A 12,713-nucleotide genomic window follows, 5' to 3' on the forward strand; every position below is an offset into this window, starting at 1 on the left:
GCCAGGAGCTGGTCGACGCGGGCCCCGAGGGCGCCGCCGCGCAGACCGCCGGGCTGGACGGCCTGCTCGCCCGGGCCCGGGCCGACCTGCCCCCCGAGGTGGCCGACCAGGTCGCGGCCTGGCCCGACGTGGTGGCGTCGTACTCCGGTGACGAGCAGGTCGTCCGGGTCCGGGACAGGGAGCTGCGCACCCCGCTGACCCGGGAGTCCCTCTCGGGGAACCGGGTCCCGCGGGTGGCGCTGCCGAGCTGGACCGACCACGGGGAGCTGGTGCGGTTCTGGCGCCGCGAGAACCTTCCCGGCCACTTCCCCTTCACCGCCGGGGTCTTCCCGTTCAAGCGCGAGGGCGAGGACCCGGCCCGGATGTTCGCCGGCGAGGGCGACCCGTTCCGCACCAACCGCCGCTTCCGGCTGCTGTCGCAGGGCCAGCCCGCGACCCGGCTGTCGACGGCGTTCGACTCCGTGACGCTCTACGGCCGCGACCCCGACGAGCGGCCCGACGTCTACGGCAAGGTCGGCACCTCCGGGGTGAGCGTGGCGACGCTCCCGGACATGAAGGCCCTCTACGACGGCTTCGACCTGGTGGCGCCGACGACCAGCGTCTCGATGACCATCAACGGCCCGGCCCCGACCGTGCTGGCCTTCTTCCTCAACACGGTCGTGGACCAGCAGGTCGACGCGTTCCGCGCCCGCGAGGGCCGCGAGCCGACCGAGCAGGAGCGCGCGGGGATCGCGGCCGACGCGGTGGCGACCGTCCGGGGCACGGTGCAGGCCGACATCCTCAAGGAGGACCAGGGGCAGAACACCTGCCTGTTCTCCACGGAGTTCTCGCTGCGGATGATGGCCGACATCCAGGAGTGGTTCATCGAGCACAGCGTGCGCAACTTCTACTCCGTGTCGATCTCCGGCTACCACATCGCGGAGGCGGGGGCCAACCCGATCAGCCAGCTCGCGTTCACCCTGGCCAACGGCTTCACCTACGTGGAGGCCTACCTGGCGCGCGGCATGGACATCGACGACTTCGCCCCGAACCTGTCGTTCTTCTTCTCCAACGGGATGGACCCGGAGTACTCCGTCATCGGTCGCGTGGCCCGCCGGATCTGGGCGGTGGCGATGCGCGACCGGTACGGCGCCAACGAGCGCTCGCAGAAGCTGAAGTACCACGTCCAGACGTCGGGCCGGTCCCTGCACGCGCAGGAGATGGACTTCAACGACATCCGCACCACCCTGCAGGCGCTGATCGCGATCTACGACAACGCGAACTCCCTGCACACCAACGCCTTCGACGAGGCGGTGACGACGCCGTCAGAGGAGTCGGTACGCCGCGCGCTCGCGATCCAGCTGATCATCAACCGCGAGTGGGGCCTGGCGATGAACGAGAACCCGCTCCAGGGCTCGTTCATCATCGACCAGCTCACCGATCTCGTGGAGGAGGCGGTGCTGGCCGAGTTCGACCGCCTCACCGAGCGCGGTGGAGTGCTCGGCGCGATGGAGACCGGCTACCAGCGCGGCCGGATCCAGGACGAGTCGATGCTCTACGAGCACCGCAAGCACGACGGGTCGCTGCCGATCATCGGTGTCAACACCTTCCGGCGCCCCGACGCCGGCGACGGCACCCCCGACCACGTCGAGCTCGCGCGCGCCACCGAGGCCGAGAAGGAGTCGCAGCTCACCCGGGTGCGCCGCTTCCAGGCCGAGCACGCCGAGGAGGCTGCCCAGGCCCTCGCCCGGCTCAAGCAGGCCGCCGTGTCGGGGGAGAACGTCTTCGCCGTGCTCATGGACGCCGCGCGGGTCTGCTCGCTCGGCCAGGTCACCGAGGCGTTCTTCGAGGTCGGCGGGCAGTACCGTCGCAACGTCTGAGCCACGGCCGCCCGTCGACGACCTCGGCGCCTCGGTGCCGGTCCGCCGTCCGGTACGGCGGGTGGTCTCCCTCGTGCCGTCGCTGACCGAGACCCTCGCCGACGCCCGGCCGGCGGCCGTGGTCGGCGCGACCGACTGGTGCACCCGGCCGGCGGACCTGGACGTGGTCCGGGTGCGCGGCACCAAGAACCCCGACGTCGCCCGGGTCGTGGCGCTGGCCCCGGACCTGGTGGTCGCGAACAAGGAGGAGAACCGCGAGCTCGACGTACGCCGTCTCCGCGCAGCGGGGCTCGCCGTGTGGGTGACCGAGATCGAGACCGTGCCCGAGGCGGTGGCGTCCCTCGAGCGGCTCTTCGACGAGGCGCTGGGCTGGTCCCGGCCGGCCTGGCTCGCCCACGCCCGCGAGCGCTGGTGCGGACCCCTGCCCCCGGCCGTCGCCCGCGTGGCCGTCGCGGTGTGGCGGGACCCCTGGATGGTGGTCGGCGGGTCGACCTTCACCGGCGACCTGGTCCGGCGGCTGGGCGGGCGCAACGTGTTCGACGGGCTCCCGGGGCGGTACCCCGCGGTGTCGCTTGCGGAGATCGACGGCGCCGGCGCGGACGTCGTACTGCTGCCCGACGAGCCGTACCCGTTCACCGCCCAGGACGGCCCCGAGGTGTTCCGCCTCAGCCCCACCCGGCTGGTCAGCGGGCGGCTGCTCACGTGGTACGGCCCCTCCCTGCTGGAGGTGCCCTCCCTGCCGGACCTGCTCGGGGAGCAGACTGGGCCCCGGGACCCGGAGGTGCCTCCCGGTCCGGCGGGAGGGAGCAGCCCATGAGCGACGTCACCGACGCCAAGCGCGCCGACCTGGCGGGTCCGGGGATCGGCAGCTACGAGGAGGTCGCCCGGGTCCTGCCGGAGGACTACCGCTCGCTGCTCACCCCCCGCGAGACCCAGCAGGCCATCGTCGCGGTCAGGCGCTTCATCGAGGAGGGGCTCTGCCGTGAGCTGGGCCTGGAGATGGTGCAGGTGCCGCTGGTCGTCGAGGAGGAGTCCGGCGTCAACGACATGCTGGACCGCGACGGGTCCCGCACCCCCGTGTCGTTCCGGATCGACAACGACAACGGCGCGCACCCGGTCCACGCCCAGGTGGTGCAGGCCGCCACCAAGTGGAAGCGGACGGCGCTGCGCCAGTTCGGCATGGCGCCCGGTGAGGGGCTGTGCACCGACATGCGCGCGGTGCGCAAGGACTACTTCCTCGACCACGACCACAGCGCGTACGTCGACCAGTGGGACTGGGAGCGGGTGCTCACCGCCGAGGAGCGGACCCTCGAGACTCTCCAGGAGACAGTGCGCCGGATCTGGTCGGTGCTCCACGGGGCCGGGGCGCACGCCCGTGAGCTGTTCCCGCAGCTCGCCGACGAGCGCTACCCGGACCTGCCCGAGGAGATCACCTTCGTGCACGCCGAGGACCTGCTCGCCCGCTACCCCGACCTGCCGCGCAAGCAGCGGGAGACGCTGCTGCTGCAGGAGCACCCGGCGGTGTTCCTGGTGGGGATCGGCTGGACCCTGGCCGACGGGTACCCGCACGAGATGAGGGCCGCCGACTACGACGACTGGGTCACGCCCACCACCGGGCCCGACGGTCAGGTCCGGCACGGTCTGAACGGCGACATCCTGGTGTGGAACCCGGTGACCAGGCGCCGCCACGAGCTGAGCTCGATGGGGATCCGCGTGGACGCCGCCGCGCTGCGCCAGCAGCTGGAGCTGACCGGCCAGCTGGACTGGCTCGACCTGCCCTACCACCGCGGGATCGTCGACGGGACCCTGCCGCTGTCCATCGGCGGCGGGATCGGCCAGTCCCGCACGCTGATGCTGCTGCTGCGCAAGGCCCACCTCGGCGAGGTCAGCGTGACCGTGTGGCCCCGGGTGCTCAAGGACCTCTGCGCCGACCGGGGCATCCACGTGCTCGAGTAGACGTCCCCCTCTCCGGGAGGAGATTGTCCGCCGCGATTCTCATCATTGCCGGGCCGGAAATGATGGGAATCGCGGCGAACTACCCTGGGTGGCGCGTGACGAATCCGGTGCCGACCAGGACCAGCACCTCATCCACCACCCGCTCGGCCCCGACCCGCTCGGCCCCGGCCGGCTCGCCGGGTCCCTCGGCCAGCAGCCCGTCGACGAGCAGCACCACGACACCGTGCACGGCCGACCACGCGGTCCGGGCGACCGAGCGCGGGTCGGTCCCGTCGACCACGCCGGCCCGCTGTCCGGCGGCGACCGCCGCCACCAGCACGTCGTACGCCGCCTGCGCGGCCGCCACGACCGCGGGAGAGTCGCGGCGCAGCTCGGGCCGGTTCATCAGCCGGAACAGCTCCTCGTGGCCCAGCGCGAACCGGGCGTAGGCCCGGCCGGTCTCGAACAGCCCGGTCAGCTCGTCGGCCCCCGAGAGCTCCCGCGCGCGGGTCATGTCAGCGACCAGGTCGGCGAACCCCTGCACAGCCATCGCCTCGACCAGCGCGGCCTTGTCGGCGAAGTGGTGGTACGGCGCGGCGTGGCTCACCCCGGCCTCGCGGGCCACCGCGCGCAGTCCCAGGCCCTCCACCCCCTCGCGCTCGACCACCGCGAGCCCCGCGTCGAGGAGCGCGCGCCGGAGGTCACCGTGGTGGTAGGCGGGCTTGGCCACAGCCACATTCTATCTTGACAGTGTCAGGATCTGCGCTATCTTTGCATCGTCAAGATGATCCCGGGAGGGACGCCATGGACGACTTCGACGCCATCGTCATCGGGTCGGGGATCGGCGGGCTGACCGCCGCGTCCCTGCTCGCCCAGCTCACCGACCGCCGGGTGCTCGTGCTGGAGCGGCACTTCCGGCTCGGGGGCTTCACCCACGAGTTCCAGCGGCGCGGCTACCGGTGGGACGTCGGGGTGCACTACATCGGCGGGATGGCGCCGGGGCGGACGTCGCGGCGGCTGATCGACCTGGTGACCGGAGGGGGCGACCCGGCGGCCGCCGTCGCGTGGGACCCGATGCCTGCCGACTTCGAGGTCTTCCACTACCCCGACCTGGAGTTCACCGTCCCCGACCGGCCCGAGGAGTACGCCGCGCGGCTGACCCAGGTGTTCCCGCACGAGTCGGCCGGGATCGCCCGCTACTTCGAGGACGTCCGGCGCGCCGCGACGTGGTACGGGCGCAACGCCTGGGGCTGGTCGGCGGGCGGCGTGCTCGGCCTGGGCCTGGACGTGGCCAACGCGCGCGGCAAGCGGCTGGGGACGATGACCACCGCCGACTACCTGCGCCGTCACCTCACCGACCCGCGGCTGCGCGCTCTCCTGGTCTCGCAGTGGGGCGACTACGGCCTGCCGCCCGAGCGCAGCGCGTTCGGGATGCACGCCCTGCTGGTGGCGCACTACCTGGACGGTGGCTGGTTCCCCAGGGGCGGCTCGGAGGCGATCGCGGTCGCCTGCCAGCGGGTGATCGAGGCCCGCGGCGGCTCGTGCCGGATCAACCACGAGGTCGAGGAGATCCTGGTCGAGGACGGCCGGGCCGTGGGGGTCCGGGCCCACGTGAAGAAGGGCCGGGGCGGCAGCGAGGCGGTCTTCCGCGCCCCGCTGGTCGTCTCGGACGCGGGCGCGCACACGACGTACTGCCGGCTGCTGCCTGCGGGCACCGCCGACGACCTCCGCGCCCGGGTGGAGGCGGCCGAGCCCTCCGGCTCGACCGTGACGCTCTACCTCGGTCTCAAGGAGTCGCCCGCCCGGCTCGGCTTCCGCGGCGAGAACCACTGGTTCTACGACTCCTTCGACCACGACGCCACGGCGGCGGACACGGGTGCCGTGCTGGAGGGCCGGCCGCACGGTGCCTACCTGTCGTTCCCCTCGCTGAAGGACACCGAGGCGACGCGGCACACCGCCGAGATCATCGCGTTCGTCGGCCACGACGCGTTCGCCCGGTGGGAGGGCAGCACCTGGATGCGCCGCGGTGAGGAGTACGACGCGCTCAAGGCGCGCATCTCCCGGGGGCTGCTGGACCTGGTGGAGCGCCGCTACCCGGGCTTTGGTGAGCTCGTGGACCACACCGAGCTCTCCACCCCGCTGACCGTGACCGACTTCACCGGCCACCGGGCCGGTGGCATCTACGGGCTGGCCAGTACCCCTGACCGGCTGCGCGGCGAGCTGGTCGCCGCGAGGAGCCCGGTGCCCGGGCTGCTGATCGCGGGTGCCGACGCCTGTGCCCCGGGCCTGATGGGCGCGCTCATGGGCGGAGTGTTCGCAGTCGGGGCGGTGCTCGGCCCGGCCGGCTACCTCGACGTGCTCAAGGCCGCCCGGGACGCCCCGGCCACGACCGACCCCGCACCGGTGGCCACGACCGGGTGACGGCGCCGGGCGACGACGACTCAGGAGAGCGTGCGGGCGGTGACCCGGAAGGCGTACGGTCCGGCCTTCGCCGACCACACGGCCAGCGCCTCACCGTGGTTCATCGCGGCCAGCCGGGCGTGGCCGTCCACGGTCTTCGTGGAGGTGAGCCGCTGGGGCGCGCGCCACTTCCCGGCAGGGGTCATCAGGGCCGCGTCGACGCCGTACCCCCAGTCGCCAGGACCGCTGCTGCGGCTCCAGAGGGCCAGCGCACGGCCGTTCGGCGCCAGGGCGGCGTCCCAGTCGCAGATGTAGGCCACCCTGCCCGACACGTTGACGGGCGCGGACCAGGGTCCGTCGCTGGGCCGGTGCACGGCGCGCAGCGACCGGTCGCGCCAGCCCTGGTAGGTGACGACCACGTCGCCCCTCGGGTTGCCCACCACCCGCACCGGGGACTCCCAGTCACCGACGCTGGTGGCGAGGACCGCGGGCTTGCCCCACGGTCGGGCCCCGCGGGCCCGGATGGCTCGGATCTCCCAGGACCCGGTCGGTGTCCGGGCCAGCCAGGCGACCGTCGTCCGCCCGGTGGCGTCCACGGCCAGGCCCCCCGTCCCGACCCACGGCGCCGGGACGTCGCGCAGGGTGCGGACCACCGTGAAGGGCCCCCACTCGCCACCGCGGGGCTGACGGGCGACCTGCAGGATCAGGTCGGCTGCGTTCTCGCCGCGGCGGATCGCGCGCTGCACCAGGACCGCGGCGAGCCCGCCGTCCCCGAGCTCCACGTCGAGGGCACGCGAGTCGACGTTGCTGATCCGCAGCCCGGTGGACCACGTGCCGGCGGTCGTGGCCCGGCTGACCAGGCCCCTGGTGTTCCACTGCCACGCCAGCAGCGCCTCACCGCCCGCGTTCAGGTCGAGGTCCAGGACCGAGACACTGCCGGTACGCCGGTGGGCGATGACGCGCGGAGCGTCCCACCCGGAGCCGGGGGTGAGCGTGCGCGCCACGATCCGCTTGGGCGAACCTGCCTGGTTCGTCGCCCAGACCAGCAGCAGCCGCCCCGCACCGTCGTAGTCCAGCTGCGGCGAGCCGGCGTCGGACGCCACGGTCTCGGTCGGGTCCCAGTCGCCACCCGCCGGCCGTCGGGCCAGCTGGATGTCGCCATCGAGGTCCCACACCACCGCCATGTCGCCGTTCGCGGAGACCGCACTGTCGGAGGCGTACTGGTACCAGTTCGGCTCCGACAGGGTCACGGCCGGGTCCCAGACGTCCGCGCGCGCCGCCCTCACGGCGACGCCGGACACCCCGCCGGCGGCGGCGCCCCCGGTGCAGACGAGCGCGGTCGTGACGAGCAACCTGCCGACCTCGGAGAACATGGTCCGCTCCAGCCTGGGCCACGGCACCTCGCCGGGCCGGCGACGCCGCCGGGACTCCTGGCTCCAGGATCGCTCGCCGGATGCTGCGACACAACCGCCCGGTCGTGGCCGAGGCCGAGCGGACGGGGCCGTCCCTGACCGAGCCCGCCGGGCGTCGCGGTCGTCGGCTCAGACCGCGTCGTCCATCATCAGGCGGACGACGTCGCGAGCCGCGTAGGTCCTGCCGTCCGGCGCCTGCGCCATCAGCCGGCCGACCAGGGAGAAGTCGGACCCGGCCGTGACCAGTGCCGGCTCGACGTACCCGTGGGGCCGCTTCTGCGCCAGCCCGGCCGAGGCCAGCAAGGCGTTGCACAGACAGGTCCGGCCCTCGGTGTTGGCCTCGCGTCCACCCTTGCGGCGCACGTACACGTCGGTGGGTTCGGCCGGACACCGGTAGGCGACGCCGCCGTCGTCGGTGCGGTACGGCGAGCGAAGCGCCCCGAGGTCGCAGACCCGACGCCGGCCGGCCACCACGTCGGGATCGGACAGCGTCTCGGCCAGCTCCAGCACCCGGAAGGGGAAGCCGGTGGGCGAGACCCGCCAGTCCGCGCGCACGCTGACCTCCTCGGCCGCCACCCGGTCGAGCACCCTGGTCTTGAGCGCAGCGTCCAGGCCCGACTCCTGGCACAGCGCGAAGGCGGTGCCCAGCTGCACGCCGGCCGCACCCTGGGCTCGTGCCTCTCCCAGACGCTCGGGGCTGCCGTAGGAGCCGGCCAGCCACACCGGGAGGCCGAGGGAGACGATCGCGGGCACGTCCACGACGTCCCGCTCGTCGTAGGCCGGCTGCCCGAGCGCGTCCAGCCTCCGGGGGCCGCGCGGCGGTGCGTTGTGCCCGCCGGCGCTCGAGCCCTCGACCACGAACCCGTCGGGGCGGGTGCCGGGGTCCGCCGCCAGGGCGGCGGCCAGGTCGACCGACGCCACGATCGCCAGCACCCGGGGCGCCACCAGCGGATCCTCCACGTCGGGCGCCAGCGCCCGGGGGCTGATCACGACCGCCCGGTCGCCGTCGGCCGACGTGGCCCCCTGCACCCGGACCGGCCAGGCCAGGTCCGCACGGTCCGCGAGCCGGCGCACCAGGCCGGGAACGTCGGAGGGGTTGCCGGCCCCCACGAGGACGTAGTCGACGCCGGCGAGCATCGCGCCGTACAGCGCGAACGGCAGGGGGAGCTCGATCTTGCGCAGGAAGTTGATGCCGACCGCCCCGTCGTGGCCCTCCTTGGCGAGGTAGACCTCGACGAAGCTGCTTGCCACGGTCAGCTCCTGGAGCCGCGCGGCGGGGGCTAGGGTCCAGCGCGGCACCGCCGCGAAGGCAGCGGTCGGCCCCAGGCCGCCCTCGACGAAGTAGGCCTGCACGATCCAGTCGGCGATGGCCGGGTCGGGGAAGTGCGCCAGCGCCCGCCGGACGTGCCCGCCGGGGTCGCCCTGCTGCAGGCGGCGGGCGCAGACGACCTCGAGCGCGGTGCCCGACACGACGCCGAGCTGACCCACCGAGGAGACCGCCCGTGCCAGCCGCCAGTCGGAGACCGCCACGCCCATGCCGCCCTGGATGATGGTCCACTCGTTGACTGAGGGCATAGATCGACCGTGACACGCCTGGGGGAGCAGGGATAGCCGTCCGGAGCCAGGAAACCGGCGCTCTCTTTGTTCACTGGGAACAAGAACGGCCCTTCGGCCCGGTCGTCGCGCAGGGTGAAGGCCCTTCGGCCGACCCGAGCTCGGCAGCCGGGCGCACCCCGCGTCGGTGGGTCCGGGTCGGTGGGGCACAGTAGGGGGCGCGTTGAACCATCACGTGAAGGGAGCACGCGCGATGCCCACCCTGCGGCAGGACGGCCCGGTCTGGACGGTCGACCTCGGCCCTGACGAGAACCGCTTCTCGCCCGGCTGGCTGGACTCGGTCGAGGAGATCCTGGCCGAGGTCGCCGGGTCCACGGAGCCGGCGGCCCTGGTCACCACCGGGCGGGAGAAGTTCTACTCCAACGGCCTGGACCTGGAGTGGCTCGGCGCGCACCCGGACCAGCTGGGCGACTACGTGGCCCGGGTGCACCGCCTCTTCGCCCGGGTGCTGACGCTGCCGGTCCCGACGGTCGCCGCCGTCACCGGCCACGCCTTCGGCGCCGGTGCGATGCTGGCGATGGCCCACGACTTCCGGGTGATGCGCGCGGACCGCGGGTTCTTCTGCTTCCCCGAGGTGGACATCCACATCCCCTTCACCCCCGGCATGTCCGCGTTGATCCTGGCCAAGCTGACGCCGCAGGCGGCCGTCGCGTCGATGACCACGGGCCGCCGGTACGCCGGGCCCGCGGCGCTCGGCGCCGGGCTGGTCGACGCGCTCGGGACCCTGGAGGAGCTCCCCGGGGTGGCGTCGGAGATGGTGCGCGACCTGGCCGGCAAGGACCGCACCACGCTGGGAGCCATCAAGTCCACGATGTACGCCGACGTGGTCGCTGCGCTCGAGCAGAGCGACTGAGCCCGGCCCGCCCCGCGCCGGCTCGCGTCAGCCGGCCTCCTCGATCCGGTCCACGACGTACTCCGCGATGGCCAGGCTCGAGGTCGCCGCGGGCGACGGCGCGTTGCGCACGCTGGTGACGCCGTCGGCGTGGCTGATCCGGAAGTCGTCGACGAGCGTGCCGTCCCGCTCGATCGCCTGGGCGCGGATGCCGACGCCCGCGCGCACGACGTCATCCGCGCCGATGACGGGGACGTAGCGCTGCGCGGCGCGCATGTAGGCACGTACCGACAGCGAGCCGCGCACCTCGGTGATGCCGGTGCGCCAGTGCTGACGAGCCAGCCGCCAGAAGCCCGGCCAGCCCAGGGTGCTCCGGAGATCGTGGAGGGCGACCTCGGTACGCCGGTAGCCCTCGCGCTTCAGCGCCAGCACGGCGTTGGGGCCGACCTCGAGGCCGCCGGTGACGCGCCGGGTGAAGTGCACGCCGAGGAACGGGTAGCGGGGGTCGGGGACGGGGTAGACCAGTCCCCGGACGAGCTGCTGCTTGGCGGGGCGGACCGACATGTACTCCCCGCGGAACGGCACGATCCGCGGGCCGTCCTGGCCGTCGGCCAGGCTGGACACCCGGTCGGCCTGGAGGCCGGGGCACAGGACGAGCTGGTCGAGCCGGTGCCGCTCCTGGCCGCTGCGGACCTCCAGCCGGCCGGCGGCGCGAGCGATCCCGGTGATCGGCGTGCACAGCCGGATCCGACCGCCCGCCGCCTCGACGTCCGCGGCGAGGGCCTCGGTCACGGCGACGTAGTCGGTGATCGCGGTCGCCGGCGAGTGCAGCGCGGTCAGCCCGACGGCGTGCGGCTCGATCTCGGGGATCTCCTCGGACGCGACCCGACGCAGGCCGGGGACGCCGTTCTCCGTCGCGGTCCGCTCCAGCGCCTCGATCCGGCCGAGCTCGGAGTCGTCCACGGCCACCACGAGCTTGCCGCACTCGTCGTACGGCAGGCCCTTCTCGGCGCAGTAGTCCCGGAGCAGGTGGCGGCCGCGGGTGCACAGCGTCGCCTTGAGACTGCCCGGCCTGTAGTAGATGCCCGCGTGCACGACCCCGGAGTTGTGGCCGGTCTGGTGCGCGGCCAGCCGGTCCTCCTTCTCGAAGACCACCACGCTGGCGTCGGGGCGCCGGTGGGCCAGCTCGCGGGCGATCGCCACGCCGACGATCCCCCCGCCCACGACGCCGATGGAACGCTCCCCCACCGGTCACTCCCTCTCCTGGTCGCCGGTGCTCATCCTCGCAGGCGTGCTCACCGGCGTCCCAGAAGCCCAGGGGCGCCTCCACTTCGCGGGGGAACCCGCACGAGCGCCCCTGTGATCCCCGCCGCACCCCGACCCAGCAGGTTGACGCGCCTTCCGCAGCGGTGCTACGGCGGAGGTATGCGCGTCCTCGGGTTCCTCGCCGCCACCGCCCTGCTCGTCACGACGGCGTTCGCCGGGGTCGTTCAGCCGGGACCGGCAGCGGCCGACACCATCCCCTCCGTACCGGTCACCTGGTGCGGCACCGGCACGCCGACGTACCCCTGCGTGGCCGCGCTGAGCGTCGACGGTACGCCGGTGACGGCCGCCGACCCGCACTGGAGCTTCAACGGGACCAGCTTCTCGCTGGGGGGTGCGACCTACGCCTCCTTCACCCTCCTGCGGGACGACAGCGCCACGCTGGGCGCCGCTGCGCTGGACGACGTGGTCGTGGTCGACCTCGCCACCGGACCCGCTCTCCTGCCCCGCGTCGTGTCGGGCAAGGCACGCGACGTGACGGTCACCCGGACCTCGCCCGGGGGCGTCCACGAGATCGTGGTCACCGGTACGCCGGTGGTCGTGAGCGGGCAGTGCGACCAGTCGGTGTGGCCGTGGGTCTGCCCGGAGTACACCGGCACAGACCCGGACCTCGACGCCGAGTGGATCGGCTACTTCGACGTCCAGGTCTCCGACAACGGCCAGTGGACCGACGCCACGCAGCGCGAGGCCTTCCTCGGCATGCACTACTTCACCAACGTCGCCGCGACCGACATCCCGCCGCAGGTGCGGCAGGACGCCGCGGGCAACGACTACCTGCTGATCACCCTCGCCAACCGCCACTTCAGGTCGGACGGCACCACCGAGGTCCAGGGGCACGGTGAGCTGCGGATCCCCAGCGCGTTCCTCAAGCAGGTCTACGGCGTGCCCGACCCCGCCTCGATGACCACCGCCGGCCTCGACCCGTCGCTGTCCGGGTCCGGGGCCGGAACGCTCACGGTCACCCAGGAGCCGGGCGGCGGAGCCATGCTGGTGACCTACGACGGCGTCACCTTCTCCCGCCGCGTGCTGCAGGTACGCCGAGGCGTGGTCACCCCGACCCGGCCGACCGCGGTGTCCGCCGTACGCACGGCCGCGAACCGCGGCCGGGTGCGGTTCTCGGCGGCCACGCCGCGGGGCGCGAAGGTGACCGGGTACCGCGTCCGCTGCGTGCCGCCGCGCGGCGCCACCGTGCAGGTCTCGGCCCCACGCTCACCCGTGGCCGTGCCCGGCCTGACCCGCGGCGTCCGGTACACCTGCAAGGTTCGGGCCACCTCCAAGAGCGGCGCGGGCCCGTGGAGCATCGGCGCGCCCCCGGACGCGCGGCCCTGACCTCTGGCC

Annotated in this window: 10 protein-coding genes; 6 read left to right on the plus strand and 4 right to left on the minus strand. The window is 73.6% G+C overall.

Annotated elements, in window-relative coordinates:
- From PLP61_RS09635 to asnA, 3 genes are all read left to right on the plus strand, one after another.
- The coding region (locus tag PLP61_RS09635; protein WP_324502452.1) for a methylmalonyl-CoA mutase family protein at positions 1 to 1,859 on the plus strand (1,859 nt) is incomplete at its 5' end.
- Between the two features lie 61 nt (positions 1,860 to 1,920).
- The gene (locus PLP61_RS09640) at positions 1,921 to 2,676 is read left to right on the plus strand and encodes a helical backbone metal receptor (RefSeq protein ID WP_324502453.1); all 756 of its coding nucleotides are present in this window, start codon (positions 1,921 to 1,923) and stop codon (positions 2,674 to 2,676) included.
- On the plus strand, positions 2,673 to 3,815 hold the full coding sequence (gene asnA, locus PLP61_RS09645) for an aspartate--ammonia ligase (RefSeq protein ID WP_324502454.1): 1,143 nt from the start codon (positions 2,673 to 2,675) through the stop codon (positions 3,813 to 3,815). The genes PLP61_RS09640 and asnA overlap by 4 nt, the downstream gene beginning before the upstream one ends.
- 79 nt (positions 3,816 to 3,894) lie before the next feature.
- Here the strand turns inward: asnA and PLP61_RS09650 are convergent, their stop codons facing one another.
- Positions 3,895 to 4,524: a TetR/AcrR family transcriptional regulator gene (locus PLP61_RS09650; RefSeq protein WP_324502455.1), complete on the minus strand. Its 630-nt coding sequence runs from the start codon at positions 4,522 to 4,524 to the stop codon at positions 3,895 to 3,897.
- Between the two features lie 74 nt (positions 4,525 to 4,598).
- Between PLP61_RS09650 and PLP61_RS09655 the strand changes: the two genes are divergently transcribed.
- On the plus strand, positions 4,599 to 6,215 hold the full coding sequence (locus PLP61_RS09655) for a phytoene desaturase family protein (RefSeq protein WP_324502456.1): 1,617 nt from the start codon (positions 4,599 to 4,601) through the stop codon (positions 6,213 to 6,215).
- Positions 6,216 to 6,235: 20 nt separating this feature from the next.
- On the opposite strand, the gene PLP61_RS09660 is transcribed toward PLP61_RS09655, so the two are convergent.
- Positions 6,236 to 7,567 (minus strand): hypothetical protein, encoded by a 1,332-nt coding sequence (locus tag PLP61_RS09660; RefSeq protein WP_324502458.1) that lies wholly within the window; start codon positions 7,565 to 7,567, stop codon positions 6,236 to 6,238.
- 168 nt (positions 7,568 to 7,735) lie between these two features.
- Positions 7,736 to 9,181 (minus strand): nitronate monooxygenase, encoded by a 1,446-nt coding sequence (locus PLP61_RS09665; RefSeq protein WP_324502460.1) that lies wholly within the window; start codon positions 9,179 to 9,181, stop codon positions 7,736 to 7,738.
- Positions 9,182 to 9,413: 232 nt separating this feature from the next.
- Between PLP61_RS09665 and PLP61_RS09670 the strand changes: the two genes are divergently transcribed.
- On the plus strand, positions 9,414 to 10,073 hold the full coding sequence (locus tag PLP61_RS09670) for an enoyl-CoA hydratase-related protein (protein ID WP_324502462.1): 660 nt from the start codon (positions 9,414 to 9,416) through the stop codon (positions 10,071 to 10,073).
- A 27-nt stretch (positions 10,074 to 10,100) separates the two neighbouring features.
- Here the strand turns inward: PLP61_RS09670 and lhgD are convergent, their stop codons facing one another.
- Positions 10,101 to 11,300: an L-2-hydroxyglutarate dehydrogenase gene (gene lhgD / locus PLP61_RS09675; protein ID WP_324502463.1), complete on the minus strand. Its 1,200-nt coding sequence runs from the start codon at positions 11,298 to 11,300 to the stop codon at positions 10,101 to 10,103.
- Positions 11,301 to 11,477: 177 nt separating this feature from the next.
- On the opposite strand from lhgD, the gene PLP61_RS09680 reads away from it, so the two are divergent.
- Positions 11,478 to 12,704 (plus strand): fibronectin type III domain-containing protein, encoded by a 1,227-nt coding sequence (locus PLP61_RS09680; RefSeq protein WP_324502465.1) that lies wholly within the window; start codon positions 11,478 to 11,480, stop codon positions 12,702 to 12,704.
- The last annotated feature ends 9 nt before the right edge of the window (positions 12,705 to 12,713 follow it).

This window comes from Nocardioides sp. (genome assembly GCF_035429765.1).
Lineage (GTDB): Bacteria > Actinomycetota > Actinomycetes > Propionibacteriales > Nocardioidaceae > Nocardioides.

Bases quoted from the DNA above. Each gene is read 5' to 3' on its own strand.
- asnA (WP_324502454.1), top strand. From the start codon at position 2,673: ATGAGCGACGTCACCGACGCCAAGCGCGCCGACCTGGCGGGTCCGGGG.
- PLP61_RS09655 (WP_324502456.1), top strand. From the start codon at position 4,599: ATGGACGACTTCGACGCCATCGTCATCGGGTCGGGGATCGGCGGGCTG.
- PLP61_RS09660 (WP_324502458.1), bottom strand. From the start codon at position 7,567: ATGTTCTCCGAGGTCGGCAGGTTGCTCGTCACGACCGCGCTCGTCTGC.
- PLP61_RS09665 (WP_324502460.1), bottom strand. From the start codon at position 9,181: ATGCCCTCAGTCAACGAGTGGACCATCATCCAGGGCGGCATGGGCGTG.
- PLP61_RS09670 (WP_324502462.1), top strand. From the start codon at position 9,414: ATGCCCACCCTGCGGCAGGACGGCCCGGTCTGGACGGTCGACCTCGGC.
- PLP61_RS09680 (WP_324502465.1), top strand. From the start codon at position 11,478: ATGCGCGTCCTCGGGTTCCTCGCCGCCACCGCCCTGCTCGTCACGACG.